A 22,060-nucleotide genomic window follows, 5' to 3' on the forward strand; every position below is an offset into this window, starting at 1 on the left:
TAATCTATAAACTACTTAAAGATAATTTTCACTTTAAAAGGCAGTCGATATAACTGTAACAATATCCTTTCAAGCTCTCTTTTAATCTTGAATAAAGGATTTCTTTCTTTCTTTTTATAAGAGTCTCTCCAAGATAAGCTAGACTGGAATTTCTTATCATTTGGATATAAAAGATACTCTTGAATACATAAGGCGGGATTTACCTGATAAATCGGATACACACCATGTTTTAAATACTTTTTAAATATAATCTGATCAATATGATCAACAATGGATAAACTCTGGATATAGCTCAGTAGACTTTTAGCTGCTTTATTCGAAATAATATATCCTGCCGTACCAAAATTAGGATTCAATAATCTTGAAATTACTCGACCATTTGCTAAAGAGGTCTTATCAGTTAAGGATAAATAGTTAAATTTTGAATTCTTCTCTATTTTTATAATATCCCATTCAGCTTTTATCCACTCATCATCATCCAGAAACACTTTTGCATGCTCTCCTAAGTAAATATCATCCTCAAAGATAGCAACATAGTCGATGTTTTCATCAATCACTTTTTTCCAAAGTAGAACATGACTAAATAAGCAGCCAAGTTCACCTTGACTTAAATGACAATTGGTAACAGAAATTGCTAATTGTGCCGCGTAATCTTCAACCTGTTGAGGCTCTATAGCATCAAAAAAAACAAAATCTATCCCCTGCTGCATGAATTGATCTTTTATATGCATTCGACGATCAACCGCCGCTTTTAAACTGACTACAAAAATTTTCACTACTTATTTTCCTTATTTAAAGCCAACAGATTTTAGGAAAATAATATTTTTAATTTGTTGAAATACTCTAAGAATTTCAAACAATATTTTATCAACTCCACTCTTTTTATTATATTTCATGCGAACCTGTCGCTCTTTATATAAATGACTTGCAAAGCGTACGCTATCTTTTGTAGAGAAAAGGGTAACATCCTGAATACATAGTGCTGGTTTCATTTGACATACAACTAAGACATTATCGTGAAGTAGCTGTTCAAACATCAAGTGATCTAATGCAATTAATTTATCCAAAGACTGGATATAATCAATTAATTTTTTAGCACCATATAACGAAATAATATAACCCGCTGTACCTAAATTCTTACTCTTAAGGTTATAGAGTGATCTTTCTGGGTAATCACTTGATCTAAACAACTTTTCTCCTAATACTACCTTTGGAGTAAATTCTTCAATTTTAATAAGGTGCCAATCAGCAGCAATCCAAGAAACATCATTAAGAAATACTTTAACATTCTCACCTAGATAAATATCATCTTCAAAAATCGCCATATGTGAAATATTCTCGGCAATCATTTTCTTCCACAAGAAAACATGACTCATGAAACAAGCAACTTCACCTTTTGTCAAAGAACGCTCATCGACTTTTAAATTTAGTTCTTTAGCAAATAATGCCGCAGGCTCTGGTGTCAAAGCATCAAAAAACTCAAAATCTATACTTTTTTTACTGAATTCATTAAAAATATGAGCTCTACGTTCATGTGCTGTGGACAAGCTAATTACAATTTTTTTCATAGGATCAGAATCTCTTGTATCATCTATATTCTAATGCCTTTTAATTAGACTTTCATTAGAACTCTTTTAACCCATTGTTAAAAAAAATCAATAAACGAGTCGTTAAAATACATTTTTTTACTGTAATAACGACTTAATATTCCCCTTTCTTTTCCTGCCAGTTTGATCAGTTTAGGCTTTTCAACTGGCGGATAATTGAGGGCAAGATCAATCAACACTTTTTCTTTCATCCATTTATTTTTTACTTGATAGAAAAAAGCATTCCGATCACAGTTAATCAAGGTCATGCTCGGTAAAGTGGTACGCATAATTTTTTGGCAGGCAACATAAGCAACTAAATATTCTAAACGACCTATCTCTTGAAAATAGTCCTGATAATTTTCGTTATTTTCTTTAATCTGCTGAATATAAACCTTTGGTGTTAATTCTATAGCTTTAAATAACTCCTCAAACCAAGACTTAAAAAACATATTTTTGGCAGAACTTGCCAATAACCAATTCTCTAAAACAGGAAAGTCTGAGCAAGTAGTATTTTTCTTTCGATAGTAGGCAAAACTGTTAGTTTGATGTTGAGCAACTAACTTTTCAATCCAATCTAGATTTTCATAAACAATTGTACTGGCATCTAACCATATCCCACCGTGTTGATAAATTAATTCAAATCGAATGAGATCAGCTTTCTGTTGTGGTGTCGCATGCTTTAAACGACCATAATCAATATCACAAAACTCTTTGACATTATTAGGTGTTAGAAAGTTTACAACATAGTTTGGATTGTTCTTTTTTATATTATCAACGCACTTCTGCACAAACTCAGGGAGTGAGCCTTCCCAATACATCCAGATAATTTTGGGAACAACCGCATTTTGCTGACCAGGATTGAGAACGATCAGGTCCGCGTAGTTATCTATTGACTCATTTATTTCTCTTTTTTGGTTTGAATACATTGTATAAAATTTCAAAAGATAGAAGAGCTTCTTAAAAAACTTCATAAAATGTACTCAACAAAATAAAGAAAATTATTTATTACAGTCTATAACTAGGACTCAAGACATTAAATGTTTAATTGCATAAAAGCGATCACGCCACATACGCTTCTGCTTCTTAAATCCATGAGAAGCACTTCGATTCTCAAGTTGCTTCCGTTTGATACCTTGAGCAGCAACAGTACCTAAAATATCACTATCCAGACCTGCTGGCTGCACAAATGGCTGCCAAACGCCAAGCCCTTTTCCTGTTTTACTTAACCAACTTTGGAAGAAAATATCGACTGGAACGGTCATGATTTTACCCAGTTGTACAAACTGTTCAGCTCCTTTTCGAGACCAAACCAAGCCTACACCACGTATTGGGAAATAATATGCATGCCACAAGGAATAATGATCAAACTCAACAATGTCTTTTGCTAATTTTTTCTTTTTAGCAGCAATATTAACGGTATACCAATCCAACTCTTTATGTTGATCTAAATAACTTAATAAAGATTCAAGATTCTGTTTAAAGTTAGGCAACACTTCAATGTCATCTTCTAAGACAACTAAATAATCAGCATCCGTTTCTAGAAATTTTTCAGCACAACCGTAGTGACTTAGATAACAACCCAACTCAGAATTGATTAAACTACGCCCTAATATTTTCTGAGCAGCAAGATCATCATAGTTTTCAAATTCAGATAAGGCTTTACCTCGCCCATCATAAGCAGAGAATCGGCTAAAATCCCATCCCGCTTGATTGAGCTGAGCTGTCGCACTTGCTAAACGTTGATCACTGCCGTCTAAATTAATAAGATAAGTCACAACTTTCATTTGCTTTCCTTCGTTTAGACCACAGTAGTCGGTTGAATTTGGCTGGGTAAAAACCCTGTAAATTTTTGAATCAGTACGGCTCGGATGCGTCCTTCAGCTAATGATTCCAATTGATCTAGACTTTGTATACAGCCAAATTTAATCTCAGAATTAGATAAAGCTAATATAAATTTTTCCAAATCACGACCATCTTTTAAATAAGCAATATCAATATCATCTTTTAAAATGGCTTGATCAGATTGAATTGCTAAATGATTAGACAATCCTACTGGTAACAGTTGATCAATGTTCCTAAATTTGAACTGAATTTGCTGCTCTAAAAGCTCTTTATTATTCTTAAAGTAAGTACTGAGCAAATCACGACTGAGAATATGAGGGCGATGATGAATTTCGTAATATCTGGTCATTCCCACGCGATCTGCACTCAACATTTGAGCCGTTGAATATTTCGCTTCAGCTACCTTTCCAAAATTCTGCTGTAAGAATTTTCGGAAAATATATTTCATTTTCTTGATGAGTGTTGCTTGCCAATGTCCATATATCACCATCTGACCATCAATAAGAAAATCACTTAAATCAGACTGTTGATTGAAAAAGAAATCATCATTCAAATAAATAAAATGATTTGAAATCCCTTCAATATTCCACAACATACTTTCAATACTTAATGAATTGAATGTCGGTAAAGCAAACTCATATCCACGAAATAATTCTTGATGATCAACGATTTTTATTTTTTCAGCAGGACATAAACCTTGCTGGGAAAATTGGTCTAACCACAAAGGTGTTTGCTGATCCGTCACGAGATAAATCGTGCCTGCATATGGAACATACTTAAGAATTGAGGCGATGCAAAAATAGATTTCATCGTTGCTTGCAAAACGAGTGTCATCCAAAGCATTTGATGGTTCGTTTTGATTCATAAATTGACGGCGTTTATTTTTCAGAGAAATATCATTCCCATCGACCCATGCGATGACGATATCAAGCGGATGTAAACCCTGATTCATAAATCAAAACCTTCCATAAATACAGATTTACTGCCAAGCATCCTTGATCCAATCTGATGGCAATACATAACGATACCATTTACCACCACCACCATTTACGGCATCAGGCGGATTAATTTCGCCATGGAAAATAATAATTTTTGCACCTTTCGGTTTTACTGGCGGCTTCACATATGCTAATGGAATCTTTTGTAAACAATGATATTTATAACTTTTACACCAATCTTCGTTCCAATAACTCAAAGTTCCATGTGCATCAACGAACCATGATAAATAAGCTTGTTCATTACGAAATTTTTGACGAATCTCATCAAAGTTTTCACGGAAATAAGGCAAGATTTCAGGAAATCCGCCCAATTTAAAACGATATACAGAACTATTGCCCGTTATACGCCAAGGTCTTTTCCAATCGTGGATAATTAAAAATTCACCTTTCTCCTGAAAAAAGCAGTCAATATTATCCACAATCACAACATCAAGATCTAAGAATAAAGCATTGCCTTTTAGACCATATAAATCTGGCTCGAAAGTAGAAAGTTTGTTCCAACCACGTTCAGGACTACCTGCTGGCAGATCTAATGGAGGGATTGGAAAGCATTGTACATTCGGATCAATACCTTCTGTACGATCCGTCAAACAAACCATTTTAAAGGGTAAAGTCAGATGACGTTTGACCATGTTATACAGACGATTAACATATTCTGGACCGTACTTCGTTCCCCATTTCATGCACAAAATAATATTGTCTTCATGAGTTGCTGAATCTTGTTGAATGTCTGCCATCTGATAACCTTAATGCCTTAGATATTATTTTCGCGTTGCGATTTTCGTACCAAGCGTTTTAAAACAATATGCACTGAATATTGGGCTATCTTAGCATAGGCGTTATCAAAAAAATTATTATTAATTCACCAAACTAGGAGGATTGTTTATAGTTTTGTTTAATCATTTAAGCGCTAATTTATCCCAAATAAATCTCGTGTATATATTTTTTCCATCACGTCACTAAACATCGGCACCATACGATTGACAATAATCAAATCAGAGATTGCTTTAAATTTGTGTAGACTCGATACCAAAGGATGACCAAGGTACGCTTTCACACCCAATGTGGGTTCATAGATCACGATTTGGATTCCTGCATCCGCCAAACCACTCAGCACATCATGTACAGCTGACTCTCTAAAATTATCTGAGTCGGCTTTCATGGTTAATCGATAAATACCAACACAAGTGACATTTCGACTCAGTATATCTTCAATAATCACTTGCTTACGAGTCTGGTTAGAGCGAATGATCGCTGAAATCAGTTCTTGAGGAGTATCATCATAATTAGCTAAAAGCTGTTTGGTATCTTTAGGCAAGCAATAACCTCCATAACCAAAAGAAGGATTATTGTAGTGATCACCGATGCGTTGATCTAATCCCACCCCTTTAATTATATCTAAAGCACTCAATTTGTTTTTTAGACAATAGGTATCCAACTCATTAAAAAAACCAACTCGCATCGCCAAATATGTATTTGAAAACAGCTTAATTGCTTCTGCTTCCGTTGAGTCAACACATAACAATACCGCATCTTTTTTTATGGTTGCTTTCAAATAAAGCTTGGCAATTTTCTCAGCTCGCTTTGACTTTTCCCCCACAATAATCCGTGACGGGTATAAATTATCTTGTAAAGCTTGCCCCTCTCTTAGAAATTCAGGAGAAAAAATAAGATTATTTAACGCAAGTTTTTTAGAAAGTTCCTTGGTATAGCCAACTGGAACTGTAGATTTGATCAACATCAACGCTTTAGGATTTATTTTTTGAATACTATGAATAACGTTTTCAATACTCGATGTATCGAAATAGTTTGTTTCAGGATTATAGTTGGTGGGGGTTGCGATAATAATCAGTTTAGCCTGTTGATAAGCCAGCTCTTGGTCACAAGTCGCTTCAATATTAGACTCAGATAAATAGTTTTGAATACAGGTATCACTCATCGGAGATACGCGCTGATTAATGTTCTTTACGCGTGTTTTATCAATATCGTAGACCATCACATCATGTTGTTTTGAAAATAATAAAGCATTGGATAAGCCAACATAACCTGCACCTACAACAGTAATTTTCATTGCTTCTCTATTGTTTTAATTGCACTTAAAGTTTACCGTAATCAAATTAAATGAAAGATTGATGATGATTTAGTTGCAATCTATTGACAGCTCAGCAATAAAAAAAGCGAAGCCTGAGCTTCGCTTAATTGATCTGGTTTGATCTTATTTTACATAAGTCAACCAATGTGCATATTTATCGTTACGACCTTGTACTGCATCAAAGAAAGTTTTTTGAATAACAGTGGTAATCGGGCCACGTGAACCACAACCGATTTCACGGTCATCATATTCACGAATTGGCGTTACTTCCGCAGCAGTACCGGTAAAGAATGCTTCATCAGCGATGTAAAACTCATCACGTGTGATACGACGCTCAACCACTTCATAACCAAGGTCTTTGGCAATGGTAATTACGGTTTGACGGGTAATCCCTTCTAACGCACCACCTGCCAAGTCAGGTGTATGTAAAACACCATCTTTGATTAAGAATACGTTTTCACCTGCACCTTGACAAACAAAGCCTTGAGGATCAAGCAACATTGCTTCGTCATAACCTGAACGTGCAACTTCTTGGTGTGCCAAAATCGATACGGTATAGTTACCACATGCTTTTGCTTTACACATCGTCACGTTTGGATGGTGGTGCGTAAATGATGATGTTTTAACACGAATACCACGTGCCATCGCTTCTTCACCAAGGTATGCACCCCATGACCAAGCTGCTACAGCAGCATGGATGGTATTGTCTGTTGCAGCAATTCCTAGTTTCTCAGAGCCAATCCAAATGAGAGGACGCAAATAAGCTGAAACCAATTTATTTTCACGCACAACATCAATCTGCGCCTGCTCTAAAGTCGCTTGATCAAATGGTACATTCATTTGATAAATTTTTGCTGAATTTAATAAGCGTTTAGTGTGATCTTGCAAACGGAAGATTGCTGTACCATTTGGGGTTTCATAAGCACGGACGCCTTCAAAAACACCCATACTGTAATGTAATGTGTGTGTTAAGACGTGAATTTTTGCATCACGCCAATCAACTAATTTTCCATCTTGCCAAATAAAACCATCACGATCAGCCAAATTCATGGCACATACTCCAAATTTTTACACAATCATTCACTTTCCAATGCTATTGCAGTTGGATCAATTAACCTTTGCCATAACTTGCAAACGATCTCTCGGGTATCGTGCCAATCCGCAGCATTGACTTGCATAGATTGATTTGCAAGCGCTAAACGGTGGCTCTCAGCTCGTTCACGGAGATAAGCATGGATGAGTGCTGTGGCATCTTCACTGGATAAGCAGCCTGCTCGAGCAGCATCTTCAAGAATTCTTACGTTATCAGAATAATGGGCAAGATCTGGATTCGTCCCGCCCCATGCAAGCACTGCATACTGTGCCATAAATTCGATGTCAACGATACCACCTGCATCCTGTTTTAAATGAAAAATGCCATGTTTTTTTTGTTCAGAAGACGATCCCAAATGGTCTTTCATTTTTTGACGCATTTTCAATACTTCTTCACGCACGACATTTTCATCTCGTTTTTGAGTCAAAATCTGACAACGAATCTGCTCAAATAGCTGACACAAATTGAAATCACCCGCAATCGAACGGGCGCGCACTAAAGCTTGATGTTCCCAAAGCCACGCACTTTTTTGTTGATATTGCTCATACGCTTTTAAGCTGGTGACTAACATCCCCGCCTCACCCGATGGACGTAAACGGGTATCAATTTCATAAACACGCCCATCTAAGGTTTGCGTCGTCATTAAAGACATAAACTTTTGTGCCACACGAATTGCAAATTCAGCCCCACTAATATCCTTACGACCATCAGTTTCACTATGTTCTTCAAAAGCATGGATAAAAACCAGATCTAGGTCTGAACCATAACCCAATTCAATTCCACCAAGCTTGCCATATCCAATCACGGCAAAGCCTTTGTTGTCTAAACTACAGCGCTGACCATTATTCCCCAAAGGATAGCCATGTCGCTCGGCAACCGCTTCATAAGCTAAATTAAGAGTCGCTTGGACGCTAACTTCAGCAATATCAGTCAATGCATCGGACACTTTCATTAATGGGCTTTCTGCCAAGACATCACTTGCAGCAACAGTTAAAACATTGCTCTTTTTAAATAGACGTAAGACCCGCATTTGATCTTCAACTTGATCAATCTCAATACGCAATAATTGTTGACGTAGTGAATCTTCTAGATCTTTACGCTGCGGCAAACCAAAATCCATAGAAAGAAATTCATCTAATAGAACGGGGTATTGCGCTAACTCTTCACAAATCCACGGACTGACCGTCGCCATTTTGACCAATCGTTGTAAAGCACCACGACTTTCCATGAGCATGACCAAATACACGGTACGGCGAAGTACAGATTCAACCAAAGGCATTAATCGCAACAAGGCAACCTGTGGTTGCGGTGACTGTAAGATTGCCTCGATCAAATGCGGCCAGAATTTCTTTAAGCGCTCTAAAGCACTCGCGGGAATTTTTTTTAGTGCTTGTCCATGCCAAAAGTTTTGAATTAGATTCTTTGCACCATCATCTAATACAGTATTCAGTTTTTGCTCAAGCTGAACAAAGTCATCTACAGGCTCAACAAATTCTTTTTCCTGAATAAGCTGTTTAAACTGAACTTTAACTTTGTCGCGTTTTTGATTCAAAACCGCTAAGAAAGCAGACCAATCGTTAAATCCTAACGTATCTAACATGCGCTGTCTTAATTCAGGTTCAGTCGGCAGAGATTGGGTTTGCTGGTCATTGAGTGCTTGAATCGCGTGCTCAATCCGTCTTAGAAATAAATAAGCATCTTCGAGATCAATTACAGCCCGTTGATCAAGTAATTCAGCATTTCCCAAATGATGTAGACTTACCAAACATTGACGATCTTGTAATTCACGTTTCGAGCCTCCGTAAATTAACTGAAAAACTTGAACAATAAATTCAATTTCACGGATACCACCTGCGCCCAATTTAATATCATCTTCAATATTACGACGCATGACTTCACGTTCAATCATCGCTTTCATTTCACGCATCGCAGCGAAAGCAGAATAATCGACATAACGGCGAAAAACGAATGGACGCGACATCTCCATGAGTTCTGCGCCAGCTTTCTCACCTGTAATCACACGTGCTTTAATCCAAGCATAGCGTTCCCATTCACGCCCATGCTGACTTAAATATTTTTCTAACCCGCTGTGGCTAATCGCCAAGGCTGAACCATCGCCCCACGGACGTAAGCGCATATCGACACGGAATACAAAACCATCTGCAGTAATATGATCAAGCAGATAAATCAGCTTCTGCCCCCATAGAATGCAGAACTGCTGTACATCAATACATTTACGACCATTGGTTTCTCCCTGTTCATCGAAGGCAAAAATGAGATCAATATCGCTAGAAAGGTTAAGTTCTTGTGCACCAAGTTTCCCCATGCCAATCACGATCAAATCTTGTAAATGACCTGAATAACCAATCGGTTCGCCATGTTTGGCTAAGAGCGGTGGCAATGCAAAAGCTTTTGCAGCACAAATACTGGCATCGGCAAAATCAGAAAGTTCACGGGTCAGGGTAACGACATTGGTGAGTTGATTGGCATCCTGCCAAATCCAGCGAAACATCAGCCTGGCACGTAGAATACGCAAGGCTTTCATCCAGGCCTGCTCATCAGTTAAATCTATGACAGCATGCTGGACTTTCTGATGGATACTTTCAGTTGAAAGCGAATCAAGAAATTGATCTTCCAAGTAGTCTTGTTCTAATTGTGTCTGGTATAAATTTAAAACTTGCTCAGCATATTGGCTTGCAACCAGAGTTTTTTGTCGCTGTTCCACATTCATATCAAAAAGCTCGACTAATGTCATGTCATCTTAGATCATTTATATCAGTTACAAGCTTATCTTTAAAATCTGTTTAGGCTAATTTTGCTTTGGTTTTCGGTTGTTCAACACACTCATCAATGTGCTCACTTGCGGCTGGCAATAGCACCTTAAAGGTGGTTCCCTCACCTTCTTTCGAGCTGACGCTAATTTCGCCATGATTTAAATCCACAAAACGCTTACACAGGGTCAAGCCTAAACCTGCACCCTTTTCACCTGCCGTACCTTTTAAACTGACGGTTAAGCGAGGATGGAACAACTCTGCCATTTGCTCATCTGTCATGCCTAAACCTGTATCCTGAATATAAATGGCAACATGGTGGCCCTGCTTTTCCGCGCGAATCGACACCACGCCTAAACCATCTATATCGGTAAATTTCAAGGCATTCGACACCAGATTCTGAATCAGGGAAGTAACCATATTCATATCAGCATAGGCCTTGATATGTTCTGGCACATCATTGATCAGATTGATATTTTTCTTGACTGCAAGTGTCCTTAAAATATCCGTGACAATGGTGGTCACTTGTCTTAACTTAAATTCAATAGGATAGGCGTTAAAGCGTCCGCCCTCGGCCATTGACCAATTTAATAAACTTTCTAGCAGGTTATAAGTCGACTGGGCAGTATCATAAAGATAGTCAGCAATATTTTGGACACTTGCCTCATCCAGTGTGTCACGCTCTTTTGCCAAAATCTCGGAAAAACCCAGCAAGCCATGAAATGGCGCACGAAGGTCATGGGAAATAATGGAGAAGAACTTGGTTTTACTAAAATTAAGCGCCGCTTCCTGTTGGTATAATTCCTTTAGCTCATCATGGTTAAGCTTCAATTCCAGTTGCTGCATGAAGCTGACGCAATGGGCCTGCAACAATTGTTTTTGTAAGTCAGTAAATTCCTGAGCCACTTCATCGAATAAAATCACATAACCCAAGGCGGTCTGATTGGGATGTCTGAGTTGCAGGGCGATCGCAGTTTGTGCTTTTCGCTTAAGTGAAGCCAAAAAAGCCAGCAATGTTGGATATTGTGGATGTTTACGGTCAATCAGGTCATCATTCACAAATAAGGTATTTAAGCTCTTGGTAATTTTTGAAGAATCAATCACTTTTAATTTTTCAGGGCAACGATGCCAAAGATAAGGTTCCTGATGAAAAATAAGCAATGCGGTATTGGCCTGCATCAGGTTTCGGTTAAACTGCAAAAATTGCTCAAGCAAGTTCTGTTCTGAAGTTACACCTAAAGAAAGAGAAATTTTACAAGCACTTAACTTATCAGCCTGATGTAATTCTAATAGTTGAATCGCCATGCTCGCCTCTCGAATATTATCGTTATGACATGTATGTAGGTTTTATTTAAAAAAAAATGAGAAAATCACCACCCACTATTAACAAATTTTAACATAAAAGGCAATTATTGATTCGATCAATTCGCAACAAAACGTGATTTTTCAACAAAATTTTATTTCTGATTATAAAACAAGAAATTTCGCTGTTTCTGTACATTTTTATAAAAACACATAAAAAAATCTACAAATTGCTCTAAAACTAAACAATTGATCAGCAGGCATGATTGACAACTGTTTTAAAAAGGCTATTATACGCAACACAAAGCATCGCACTCTTCCCGAGGTGGTGAAATTGGTAGACGCGGCGGACTCAAAATCCGCTGTCAGAGATGACGTGTCGGTTCGAGTCCGACCCTCGGGACCAAGATTTCAAAAACCCCAAACTGGCATTAAAAGTTTGGGGTTTTTTATTTTAGGGATAAACCTTAGAAAGATGCTGTTCTGATTCGATGTGGAAAAGAAATCTATGCAACTCTCTGACTTTTCGTTTGACCTTCCTGATGAACTGATTGCCCGTTACCCACTAGAAAGCCGTAGTGCCTCACGCCTACTGCATATTGATGTGCAGGGTCAGTACCATGATCATGTCTTTACCGATATTCTGGATTTACTGGAAGATGGTGATTTACTGGTGCTGAATGACACCAAAGTCATGAAAGCACGTTTAAAAGGAAAACGTGCCACAGGCGGTGCAATTGAAGTGCTGGTTGAACGGATGCTGGATACCCACACCGCCCACTGCCACATTAAGTCAAGCAACTCACCTAAAGCAGGCGCAGAACTCTATATTGGCGAAGATGCTATTCCTGTTACAGTACAGGGTCGTCATGAAAACCTGTTTATTGTTAAGTTTTCACAACCAATTTTGTCAGTACTGGATCAATACGGTCAGTTACCAATCCCTCCTTATTTCAACCGTGAAGCAGAAGAAATTGATACCGAACGTTATCAAACGGTATTTCACGACCCTGAAAAAATAGCCAGCGTGGCTGCCCCAACCGCAAGCCTGCATTTCGATCAAGGCCTATTGGAACAACTAGCAGCCAAAGGCGTGCAAAAAACCTTTGTGACCCTGCATGTCGGTGCAGGTACATTTATGCCTGTGCGGACCACAGACATTACCAACCACATTATGCACAGTGAATGGTGTGACGTACCACAGGCGACCATTGACCTGATTTTGGAAACCAAAGCTCGTGGTAATAAAGTCATTGCTGTTGGAACGACTGCGACTCGTGCCTTAGAGAGTGCAGCACAAGCCAATCAAGGTCAGATTGCCGCTTGGACAGGTGATACGCAAATCTTTATCTATCCAGGTTATCAATTCTGTATCGTGGATCGACTGATCACCAATTTCCATTTACCAGAATCCACCTTGTTGATGCTGGTTTCAGCCTTATCGAATCGAGAGAATATTTTAGCGGCCTATCAACATGCAGTTGAACAGCGCTATCGTTTCTTTAGTTATGGCGATGCGATGCTGGTTGATAAACTAGAAACTTAAAAAATATAAAGATAGGCTAAATCAAGGTTTAGCCTATTGCCTCGTAAAAATAAATTGAATGATAGGTAATTTATTTTGGGATAAAAAATAATTAGATTCACATGCCCCTTCTTAGTTTATGAAAGTTAAAGCATAATTAAACGATCTTAGTCGTATTACAATGAATTGATCCTCTCCATGCCGATCGACACCGTCCAAGAAGCTCTACATATAAGACGTAAAAAAAATGCGCAGGTTTTCCGCAATATTGCTCGGCTTTGGGATATAGGACAAAAAGCACATAGTGATCAAGATTTGCTGGATGCTTTACATCCGTGGCGTGATGATCATAGCTTATGCTTTTTTAATGTATTGCCTTTTATTTTAGGCATTGTGAGCGTCTGCACATTAGTATTTGGCTATTTTTTTCACCCACATATTCAGTATATCTTTAGCCTTCTCGCTGCCTTTTTGACTGGTTTTTTAGCGTATTTACTGTATGAGCCGAAAGAGCCACTCACACAGGTCATTACATATCTTGAACAACGCATGACCGTCTTACGTTATGGTCTGCAATTTCAACAGCTACCCGCTTATTTACCCATTCAAGCACAGCCATTATTGGTGATCAGTAGATTGAAGCAATTTTTCCCATTATTTAATCGTGGCACTGAATCTAACGAAATCACCCAATATGCTTCAACTACATGGCATGATGGTACGACTGAACATCAGGTTTTATTGTTTCAATATCACTATGTCAGTGAACTCCCCATTTTTCAGGAAGAAAATAGCAATCAGAAAATTGCCAAAGAAATTCACAAAGATCTATGGGGCGCTTTTATTTTTCAAATGCCTGTTTCAGGAATAGCGGTCAGCAATAAACGTTCTCGTTTTTTTGAACCATATACAAGTTCATGGCAAAGCAGCGATATTTTAATTAACCAAGAGCTAAATATTTTTGGGGTCGATCAACATCAATTAGCAAAAGAAATTAGTCCAAGTTTGACCTTAAAGCTACATGATTTTTTTCAACATTTTACTGGTGATTTAATTTATCATCATGAAGAGCAAATTTTGTGTTACCTCGGCGAACAAAACCTTTTCCAAACCGCCAGTAAACGTAGTGAAATCCATGATATTTCAGCATTACGTGGACATTTACGTACCATGACCATGCCGCAATATCAAAAGTTTCAACAGCTCATGCTGAATTTAATTAGCTAATCATTTAGCCATAACAATAAGGGGAATGACGATGACTGGTTTACTGATTTTTTTGGGGATTTTTGTGGTGCTGATCGTATGGGGCGTTTCTATTCGCAACAACATCGTACGGTATTTTAATGCCACCAAACGGGCATGGTCAGAAGTTGCCAACTTTGAGCGTCAAAAAGTAAAGACTTTAGAAGCATTGGAAGCAACATTAGATCGATATACTCAGTTTGAAAAATCAACTTTGGAAAAAGTGACTGAATTACGCCAACAAATTCTGAATCTGAATGTCAATGATACCGATATTTCTCAATTACAACAGATTGAGAAAATGAGTAAGGAACTGATTCGTAGTTTGAATGTGGTAGTGGAAAATTATCCTGAACTGAAAGCTGATGCACTTTATAGCAAGATGATGGATGACATTCAGGAACAAAACGAGAATGTAGGTGCGGCAATCACGATATTCAACCGTAACGTAGAGTTGTTTAATAACCAGATCGAGGTGTTCCCCAACAACCTGATCAATACTCTCACCTTATCCAAGAAAGCCATTCGCCCGTTTAAGGATAATCTTGCAACTGAAAATTTTGACTATAAACCAAATTTTTAAAATTTATTTTTACTTGAATACAAGTCAATCTAAGCTTTATCTTGATTGGCTTTTTTATTTTTTAACTTACGCTACATTTAGTAGTAGAACTACACGCCATAATCAAGGAAAATAGCCGCTTTTGATCAGCGAACTGTTTTTTCGCCTTGATGGATGTGTCATGAAATTTGAAAAATTAGGTCAGTCGGGACGTGCCCGTCGTGGTCGACTTACGTTAGAGCATGGTGTGGTTGAAACACCTGTATTTATGCCCGTGGGTACTTACGGTACAGTGAAAGGCATGTTACCTCGTGACATTGAAGAAATTCAGGCACAGATTATTTTAGGTAACACCTTCCATTTATATTTACGTCCAGGCTTGGAAGTGATTAAAGAGCACGGGGGTCTACATGAGTTTATCCAATGGGATAAACCAATTTTGACCGACTCAGGTGGTTTCCAAGTATTTAGCTTAGGCGCAATGCGCAAAATCAAAGAAGAAGGTGTAACTTTCCGTTCTCCTATTGACGGTTCAAAGGTGTTTTTGTCTCCAGAAATTTCAATGGAGATCCAACATGTACTGAATTCAGATATTGTGATGATCTTTGATGAATGTACTCCTTACCCTGCAACACATGAAGAAGCTCAAAAATCTTTGCAACTGTCTTTGCGTTGGGCTAAACGCTGTAAAACCCACCACCATGATGAGCTTAAGAATAAAAATGCCTTATTCGGTATTATTCAAGGCGGTATGTATGAAGATCTTCGTGATGAATCACTTAAAGGTTTATTAGAAGTTGGCTTTGATGGTTATGCAATTGGTGGTTTATCAGTTGGTGAACCAAAAGAAGAAATGATCAAGGTGCTTGATTATTTACCAAACAAAATGCCACAGGACAAACCACGTTATTTGATGGGTGTTGGTAAACCAGAAGACATCGTTGAAGCCGTTCGCCGTGGTGTCGATATGTTCGACTGCGTCATGCCAACCCGTAATGCACGTAATGGTCATTATTTTGTCACTGATGGTCTGGTAAGAATTCGTAATAGTAAATATCGTCATGATAAAGGACCTTTAGATCCGCATTGTGATTGTTACACTTGTAAAAACTTCACCCGTGCCTATTTATATCATTTAGAGAAATGCGGAGAAATGTTGGCATCTATGCTCGGCACCATTCATAACTTGCGTTATTACCAAAGACTGACACAAGGGATGCGTGATGCATTGGATAACGGCACATTTGACGAATATGTTCAGGACTTTTATGCACGTCGTGGTCTAGAAGTTCCCGCTTGTCCTGAAGACTAATGTGAATGAATTGCATCAAGATTTGCGCCTGACCGCAAGACAAGGTACATTGCAAAATGAATTGGAATTTTATTATTAATTTTTGACTTTTTAATTTTAGGAAATCGAAATGAGCTTTTTAATTTCTACTGCTCACGCTGCTCCAGCGGCTGCACAAGGCCCTAGCCTGATGGCAAACTTGTTGATGATTGCTGTATTTATTGGGATCTTCTACTTCCTGATTTGGAGACCTCAAGCAAAACGTGCTAAAGAGCATCGTTCTTTAATCGAAAGCTTAGGTGTGGGTAGTGAAATCGTATTTGCAGGCGGTTTGATGGGAAAAATCACCAAACTTGATGGTGACTTTGCAGTAGTTGAACTCAGCCGTGGTGTCGATGTAAAAATTCAACGTGCGAGTGTCATTTCAGTATTACCTGAAGGCACACTAAATAACCTTTAATCATAAGATAGTCGTGCCTCAGCACGACTTTTTCATTTAAGAAGAAAGCGAATGCGTTACCCTGCATGGAAATATTTACTGATCCTTGTGGTACTTGTGATCAGTACGTTATATGCACTTCCTAGTTTGTATCCAGATGAACCTGCTGTCCAAATTTCAGGCGCTAAAGCAGGCACAAAAATAGATCAAACCATTGTGCAAAAAGCGGAGCAGATTTTAAAAACTGCCAACATTAGCAGTCACGACAATAGCTTCACCAATAATGCGGCATTATTACGATTAAACTCTTCAGAAGCACAGTTAAAAGCCAAAGAAGTGTTGCGCCGTGATTTAGGTGATGACTATGTGGTTGCACTCAACCTTGCACCAACAACACCAGAATGGTTGCGAAAGATTGGGGCTAAACCGATGAAACTCGGTTTGGACTTACGTGGCGGTGTACATTTCTTGCTTGAAGTCGACATGGATAAAGCGATTGGTCAGCGTATGGAAACATCTGCGACTGATTTGCGTCGTCAATTTCGTGACAACAAAATTAAATTTAATAACCTTGCTTTAAGTAATAACACCATTACGATCCAATTTGCTGACAATACAGATCGTGATGCCGCAGCAGATTTTTTACGTCGTAACAGTAATGAGTTTACTCAACAAGCCATTGCAACGACATCTGGCGCGACTCTAAAACTGAATTATACAGATACTCGTCGTCAAGAAATTCAGTCTTATGCAGTCAACCAAAACTTAACTACATTACGTAATCGTATTAACGAACTTGGTGTAGCAGAAGCATTGGTACAAACACAAGGTAGTAACCGTATCGTGGTTGAGCTACCGGGTGTTCAAGATACTGCTGAAGCAAAACGTGTATTAGGTCGTACCGCGAACTTAGAATTCCGTTTAGTTGCTGACAGTAATGATCAATATATTGATCAATACACTGGCAAATATAATGGTCAACCACTTCCACCGGGTACTGAGGTTTTTGCTTATCAATCTCTGGACAGCGGTCGTCAACTTCTTTTACAACGTAATCGTATTTTGACTGGTGAGCGTGTTCAAAATGCAAGCTCTGGTTTTAGTCAAGATTCTGGCGGCGCTGAAGTAAATATCACCCTAGATACCGCTGGTGGTAAGCTCATGGCAGATGCAACACGTAATGCCGTGGGTAAACGTATGGCAGTATTGTTTATTGAAAATAAACAAAAGATCTCTTATGTTGCTGATCCTAAGACGGGTGCTCAAACTGAAGTACGCACACCATATACAGAATCTGTGGTCATCAATGCGGCAACCATTCAAGCGGTATTGGGCTCACAATTCCGTATCACTGGCTTAGATTCACCTCAAGAGGCGGCAGAACTTGCCTTGATGCTTCGAGCAGGTGCTTTAGCTGCACCAATGTACTTTGTAGAAGAGCGTGTTGTTGGTCCAAGTCTTGGTCAAGAGAATATTGATAAGGGTGTGTTATCGACTCAAATCGGTTTCTTATTGGTTGCAATTTGGATGGTTGTTTTCTTCCGCCTGTTTGGCTTAATTGCAAACTTTGCCTTGGTGTTCAACCTTGCCATGATTTTAACTTTTATGTCATGGATTGGTGCTTCCCTCACCTTACCAGGTATCGCGGGGATCGTCATTGGTATTGGTATGGCGGTTGATGCCAACGTACTGATCTGCGAACGTATACGAGAAGAAATGCTTTGGGGCGCCTCCCCTAAACAAGCCATTATCGCGGGTTATGATCGTGCCTATAACACCATTTTCGACTCGAACTTAACCACTTTCATCGTGGCATTTATCTTGTTCGCAATTGGTACAGGTCCAATCAAAGGCTTTGCGGTCACCTTGATGATCGGTATCGTATGTTCAATGTTTACGGCGATTACTGTGACCCGTGCTGTCGTCCAGCTCATTTATGGCAAACGCCGTAATTTGACTAAGTTGAGTATTTAAGGAGATTCACATGACTGATCTGACTCAACAAGACTCAAAACAATACGGTCGCCCAGATGATCTAAAAATCATTCCTTTCATGAAGATTGCTAAACCTGCTGCAATCTTCTCGATCTTGATTACCCTTGCGAGCGTTTTCTTTATCGTCACCAAGGGGCTGAATCTTGGTTTGGACTTCACTGGAGGTATCTCTGCTGAACTCAACTACAAAGAAGCTGTTCAACCCGCTCAAGTCGCTCAAGCACTCGATAAAGCAGGCTTTAAAGACGCCGTTGTACAAACATTAGGAAGTAATAAAGACCTGATTGTACGTATGCCAGTGCAAGAAGATCTTAAAGTTGAAGATCTAAACGATACCATCACTAAAGCAGTCCAATTGCCAAATAACCAAGCAGAAGTTCATAAAGTTGACTCTGTTGGCGGTCAAGTAGGTAATGAGCTTTATATCCGCTCTGCAGGTGCGCTTGCACTTGCTTTGATCTTAATGCTGATCTACGTCACCATTCGTTTCGAGTTTAAACTTGCAATGGGTGCCGTAATCTCATTATTTCACGATATCGTAATTATCATCGGAACGTTTGCATTGTTCCAATGGCAATTTGATTTAACCGTGCTTGCAGCAATACTTGCGGTAATGGGTTTCTCACTCAACGATAACATCGTTGTATCGGATCGTATCCGTGAGAACTTCCGTAAAATTCGTGGAGCAACACCACGTGAAATTGTAGATATCGCATTAACAGAGACCTTGCGCCGTACGATCCATACCTCAATGACGCTATTACTTGTGGTTCTTGCCATGATGTTCTGGGGAGGTGATGGTTTACATTGGTTCTCAATTGCAATGTGTGTGGGTATTTTTATTGGTACGTACTCATCTATTTATATTGGTACAGCATTTGCTTTATGGCGTGGTTTAAATCGTCAAGATTTTATTGTCCAAGTTAAACCTGAATTTGATGAAGAAGAAATTCCTTAAATCTAAATCATCGTAAAATTCAAATCAAAAAAGCCAGCATAATGCTGGCTTTTTTGATTAAGATTAGAGCACGGGGTTGTACGTTCTTCATTTATCAATATTGAATCATTTGAATCTGCGGAAATTGAAAACCGCGACAAGACTGCTCTGCACCCCATGCGATAGTCAGCACGATCTTCTGATTTAAAACAAAATTTTGATAAGCAAATGTTCCAATCAAAGGATGAGTACACATTCCACCATCATGTGATGGATGAACTTGTGTATTTAGACTATTTAAATCCAGTCTAATTCCAAAACCTGATGCTTTTAGAATTGCTTCCTTAGTCGTCCATACTCTGAGCCAATACTCTGGGTCTTGATCTTGTTGCAACCATGCTTGATATTCTTCAGGATGAAAGGCATGTTGAGCCAAAGCATCAAAACGAACTTTCCGATCCAACTCTTCCACATCAACACCAATCTCTTTCACACGCTCGCTCATCGCCAAAGCATAGTATTTTTGACTATGTGAATGATTAAATTCCAAGGTATGAGAGCTTAAAAATGGCTTACCGTATTCATGTTTTGAAAATTGTAGATCAGTCGTTAAACACTTTAATTTATTTGCCAGAAGGTGATCCCGATAGGCTTTAATCTGTTGTTTTTGATAATCATTAAACGATCTAAAATCTGAGAAATCCGCTTTATCTCGCTCAAGAAGTGAAGCCAAAGCTTGAATATGTATTTCAATTTTACGTATCACCATCAGCTTCACTCAACAAAACATCGTTCAATATAAACCTGATTGTATAAAAACTTAGAAGATTATAATCAAGCTTATTTCGTTTAATCGCCTAACTTAAGAATTCATTCGCAAGTGCATGAGCAACTTATCTCATGAGTCACATTAAAAGCATAAAAAAACCCAAAACAATGTTTGGGTTTTAACGGCAAAATCAGCTTAACGCTTAAATTTTTTCTCAGCCTTTTTAAATTTCTGTATATAACGACGTTTACGTGCTGCAACACGCTCATCAACTTGAGATTTGCGACCTTCAAATGGGTTTTCTGAGGTTTTAAAATCAATACGTACTGGTGTACCTTCCAGCTTGTACACTTTACGGAACACGTTTTCCAAATAACGACGGTAATCAGCAGGTGTTTTATCTACTTTGTTACCATGAATCACGATTGTAGGTGGATTTTGTCCGCCCATATGCGCATAACGCATTTTAATACGCTTACCACTAATCATTGGTGGTTGATGCGCGTCAGTCGCGTCATTCAAAATCTGCGTTAATTTTGCTGGTGACACTTTCAAATGTGATGAATCATAAGCACGATGAATGGTTGGGTATAAATCACCCACACCAGTTCCATGTAATGCCGAGATTAAATGTACTTTCGCCCAAGGAATAAAGTCAAAACGGCGATCAACGTCAAGCTTACATTGCTTACGATCATATTCAGTCATGTTGTCCCATTTATTAATGGCGATCACCATGGCACGACCAGCTTCTAATGCATAACCAATTAAATGTAGATCTTGCTCAACGACCCCTTCACGTGCATCAAGCACAACGACAATCACGTGAGCATCTTTGATCGCTTGTAATGTTTTCACGATTGAGAACTTCTCAATCATTTCATCAACTTTACCTTTACGACGCACGCCCGCAGTATCAATCAACGTATATTGACGACCATCACGCTCATAAGGAATATAAATTGAGTCACGTGTAGTACCGGGCTGGTCAAATGCAACTACACGCTCTTCGCCAAGCAAGCGGTTGACTAAAGTTGACTTACCTACGTTTGGACGACCAATAATCGCCAAACGCAAACCTGTATTTTTGTTATGTTCTTCAGGATTTTCATCTTCTGGTACTTCAGCTAATACTTCCTCAAGCATTTGCTGCACACCACGACCATGGCTGGCCGCAACTTGAATAGGTTCTCCCATACCAAGTTTATAGAATTCAACTAGTGCGGCTTCTGCATGAACACCATCAACCTTATTGGCAACTAAATAAACTTTCTTACCTAGTGTACGCAATTCACGGGCAATCTGTTCATCTGATGCCAACAAACCTGCACGTGCATCCACAACAAAAACAATGATATCTGCTTCATGGATGGCAGTTTTTGACTGCTCCGCCATGTATGAGTCAATACCGCCTTCATTCTCACCAATACCGCCAGTATCAACGACGATGAATGATTTATTTTGATACACCGCATCGCCATATTTGCGGTCACGAGTTAAACCAGCGAAGTCAGCAACCAAAGCATCACGACTTTTAGTGATTTGGTTAAATAGCGTTGATTTTCCGACGTTTGGACGACCAATAAGCGCAATAACGGGTTTCATAAATT

At 38.7% G+C, this 22,060-nt stretch carries 19 protein-coding genes and 1 tRNA gene; 8 read left to right on the forward strand and 12 right to left on the reverse strand.

The window, feature by feature from the left end; all coding sequences use genetic code 11:
• Positions 1–11: 11 nt before the first annotated feature.
• From HYG88_RS03910 to HYG88_RS03955, 10 genes are all read right to left on the reverse strand, one after another.
• Positions 12–776 carry a glycosyltransferase family 25 protein gene (locus HYG88_RS03910; RefSeq protein ID WP_178882626.1) on the reverse strand — a complete coding sequence of 255 codons (765 nt, stop codon included), beginning with the start codon at positions 774–776 and terminating at the stop codon, positions 12–14.
• Positions 777–788: 12 nt separating this feature from the next.
• On the reverse strand, positions 789–1,568 hold the full coding sequence (locus HYG88_RS03915; RefSeq protein WP_178882627.1) for a glycosyltransferase family 25 protein: 780 nt from the start codon (positions 1,566–1,568) through the stop codon (positions 789–791).
• 77 nt (positions 1,569–1,645) lie between these two features.
• Positions 1,646–2,560: a glycosyltransferase family 32 protein gene (locus HYG88_RS03920; protein WP_178882628.1), complete on the reverse strand. Its 915-nt coding sequence runs from the start codon at positions 2,558–2,560 to the stop codon at positions 1,646–1,648.
• A 54-nt stretch (positions 2,561–2,614) separates the two neighbouring features.
• Positions 2,615–3,373, reverse strand: coding sequence for a glycosyltransferase family 25 protein (locus HYG88_RS03925; protein WP_178882629.1), 759 nt, complete (start codon positions 3,371–3,373; stop codon positions 2,615–2,617).
• Between the two features lie 14 nt (positions 3,374–3,387).
• On the reverse strand, positions 3,388–4,383 hold the full coding sequence (locus HYG88_RS03930) for a Stealth CR1 domain-containing protein (RefSeq protein ID WP_178882630.1): 996 nt from the start codon (positions 4,381–4,383) through the stop codon (positions 3,388–3,390).
• A gap of 27 nt (positions 4,384–4,410) precedes the next feature.
• Positions 4,411–5,166 (reverse strand): glycosyltransferase, encoded by a 756-nt coding sequence (locus tag HYG88_RS03935; RefSeq protein ID WP_087547096.1) that lies wholly within the window; start codon positions 5,164–5,166, stop codon positions 4,411–4,413.
• Positions 5,167–5,339: 173 nt separating this feature from the next.
• Positions 5,340–6,500: a nucleotide sugar dehydrogenase gene (locus HYG88_RS03940; RefSeq protein ID WP_178882631.1), complete on the reverse strand. Its 1,161-nt coding sequence runs from the start codon at positions 6,498–6,500 to the stop codon at positions 5,340–5,342.
• 144 nt (positions 6,501–6,644) lie between these two features.
• Positions 6,645–7,571: a branched-chain amino acid transaminase gene (locus tag HYG88_RS03945; protein WP_004664837.1), complete on the reverse strand. Its 927-nt coding sequence runs from the start codon at positions 7,569–7,571 to the stop codon at positions 6,645–6,647.
• Between the two features lie 26 nt (positions 7,572–7,597).
• Positions 7,598–10,345, reverse strand: a complete 2,748-nt coding sequence (gene glnE / locus HYG88_RS03950) for a bifunctional [glutamate--ammonia ligase]-adenylyl-L-tyrosine phosphorylase/[glutamate--ammonia-ligase] adenylyltransferase (RefSeq protein WP_005162269.1) — start codon at positions 10,343–10,345, stop codon at positions 7,598–7,600.
• A 73-nt stretch (positions 10,346–10,418) separates the two neighbouring features.
• Positions 10,419–11,690, reverse strand: coding sequence for a sensor histidine kinase KdpD (locus HYG88_RS03955; protein ID WP_005162271.1), 1,272 nt, complete (start codon positions 11,688–11,690; stop codon positions 10,419–10,421).
• Positions 11,691–12,006: 316 nt separating this feature from the next.
• Here HYG88_RS03955 and HYG88_RS03960 point away from each other — a divergent pair.
• The 8 genes from HYG88_RS03960 (at position 12,007) to secF (ending at position 19,702) form a co-directional block, all read left to right on the forward strand.
• Positions 12,007–12,093, forward strand: a tRNA-Leu gene (locus HYG88_RS03960).
• Between the two features lie 102 nt (positions 12,094–12,195).
• Positions 12,196–13,233 carry a tRNA preQ1(34) S-adenosylmethionine ribosyltransferase-isomerase QueA gene (gene queA / locus HYG88_RS03965; RefSeq protein ID WP_005162273.1) on the forward strand — a complete coding sequence of 346 codons (1,038 nt, stop codon included), beginning with the start codon at positions 12,196–12,198 and terminating at the stop codon, positions 13,231–13,233.
• Between the two features lie 177 nt (positions 13,234–13,410).
• A complete protein-coding gene (locus HYG88_RS03970) occupies positions 13,411–14,439 on the forward strand; it encodes a hypothetical protein (protein WP_005162275.1) in 1,029 nt (342 codons plus the stop codon).
• Between the two features lie 31 nt (positions 14,440–14,470).
• A complete protein-coding gene (locus tag HYG88_RS03975; RefSeq protein ID WP_087535648.1) occupies positions 14,471–15,040 on the forward strand; it encodes a LemA family protein in 570 nt (189 codons plus the stop codon).
• Between the two features lie 160 nt (positions 15,041–15,200).
• Positions 15,201–16,331: a tRNA guanosine(34) transglycosylase Tgt gene (tgt, locus tag HYG88_RS03980; protein WP_005162280.1), complete on the forward strand. Its 1,131-nt coding sequence runs from the start codon at positions 15,201–15,203 to the stop codon at positions 16,329–16,331.
• 109 nt (positions 16,332–16,440) lie between these two features.
• Positions 16,441–16,770, forward strand: a complete 330-nt coding sequence (gene yajC, locus HYG88_RS03985) for a preprotein translocase subunit YajC (protein WP_004664873.1) — start codon at positions 16,441–16,443, stop codon at positions 16,768–16,770.
• Positions 16,771–16,821: 51 nt separating this feature from the next.
• Complete coding sequence (secD, locus tag HYG88_RS03990; protein ID WP_005162285.1) at positions 16,822–18,723, forward strand: protein translocase subunit SecD; 1,902 nt, start codon at positions 16,822–16,824, stop codon at positions 18,721–18,723.
• 10 nt (positions 18,724–18,733) lie between these two features.
• The gene (secF, locus tag HYG88_RS03995) at positions 18,734–19,702 is read left to right on the forward strand and encodes a protein translocase subunit SecF (RefSeq protein WP_004664877.1); all 969 of its coding nucleotides are present in this window, start codon (positions 18,734–18,736) and stop codon (positions 19,700–19,702) included.
• Between the two features lie 94 nt (positions 19,703–19,796).
• On the opposite strand, the gene HYG88_RS04000 is transcribed toward secF, so the two are convergent.
• Positions 19,797–20,450 carry a 4'-phosphopantetheinyl transferase superfamily protein gene (locus HYG88_RS04000; protein WP_087544622.1) on the reverse strand — a complete coding sequence of 218 codons (654 nt, stop codon included), beginning with the start codon at positions 20,448–20,450 and terminating at the stop codon, positions 19,797–19,799.
• Positions 20,451–20,645: 195 nt separating this feature from the next.
• A complete protein-coding gene (gene der, locus HYG88_RS04005) occupies positions 20,646–22,055 on the reverse strand; it encodes a ribosome biogenesis GTPase Der (protein ID WP_005162290.1) in 1,410 nt (469 codons plus the stop codon).
• Positions 22,056–22,060 lie beyond the last annotated feature (5 nt).

It is taken from the genome of Acinetobacter sp. SwsAc4 (assembly GCF_013391535.1).
Classification (GTDB): domain Bacteria; phylum Pseudomonadota; class Gammaproteobacteria; order Pseudomonadales; family Moraxellaceae; genus Acinetobacter.

Coding starts and splice junctions, on each gene's coding strand:
- secF (WP_004664877.1), top strand. CDS start 18,734: ATGACTGATCTGACTCAACAAGACTCAAAACAATACGGTCGCCCAGAT.
- HYG88_RS03975 (WP_087535648.1), top strand. CDS start 14,471: ATGACTGGTTTACTGATTTTTTTGGGGATTTTTGTGGTGCTGATCGTA.
- der (WP_005162290.1), bottom strand. CDS start 22,055: ATGAAACCCGTTATTGCGCTTATTGGTCGTCCAAACGTCGGAAAATCA.
- HYG88_RS03920 (WP_178882628.1), bottom strand. CDS start 2,560: ATGAAGTTTTTTAAGAAGCTCTTCTATCTTTTGAAATTTTATACAATG.
- tgt (WP_005162280.1), top strand. CDS start 15,201: ATGAAATTTGAAAAATTAGGTCAGTCGGGACGTGCCCGTCGTGGTCGA.
- HYG88_RS03940 (WP_178882631.1), bottom strand. CDS start 6,500: ATGAAAATTACTGTTGTAGGTGCAGGTTATGTTGGCTTATCCAATGCT.
- HYG88_RS03925 (WP_178882629.1), bottom strand. CDS start 3,373: ATGAAAGTTGTGACTTATCTTATTAATTTAGACGGCAGTGATCAACGT.
- queA (WP_005162273.1), top strand. CDS start 12,196: ATGCAACTCTCTGACTTTTCGTTTGACCTTCCTGATGAACTGATTGCC.
- HYG88_RS03970 (WP_005162275.1), top strand. CDS start 13,411: ATGCCGATCGACACCGTCCAAGAAGCTCTACATATAAGACGTAAAAAA.
- glnE (WP_005162269.1), bottom strand. CDS start 10,345: ATGAATGTGGAACAGCGACAAAAAACTCTGGTTGCAAGCCAATATGCT.
- HYG88_RS03915 (WP_178882627.1), bottom strand. CDS start 1,568: ATGAAAAAAATTGTAATTAGCTTGTCCACAGCACATGAACGTAGAGCT.
- HYG88_RS03945 (WP_004664837.1), bottom strand. CDS start 7,571: ATGAATTTGGCTGATCGTGATGGTTTTATTTGGCAAGATGGAAAATTA.
- HYG88_RS03930 (WP_178882630.1), bottom strand. CDS start 4,383: ATGAATCAGGGTTTACATCCGCTTGATATCGTCATCGCATGGGTCGAT.
- HYG88_RS03935 (WP_087547096.1), bottom strand. CDS start 5,166: ATGGCAGACATTCAACAAGATTCAGCAACTCATGAAGACAATATTATT.
- yajC (WP_004664873.1), top strand. CDS start 16,441: ATGAGCTTTTTAATTTCTACTGCTCACGCTGCTCCAGCGGCTGCACAA.
- secD (WP_005162285.1), top strand. CDS start 16,822: ATGCGTTACCCTGCATGGAAATATTTACTGATCCTTGTGGTACTTGTG.
- HYG88_RS03955 (WP_005162271.1), bottom strand. CDS start 11,690: ATGGCGATTCAACTATTAGAATTACATCAGGCTGATAAGTTAAGTGCT.
- HYG88_RS04000 (WP_087544622.1), bottom strand. CDS start 20,450: ATGGTGATACGTAAAATTGAAATACATATTCAAGCTTTGGCTTCACTT.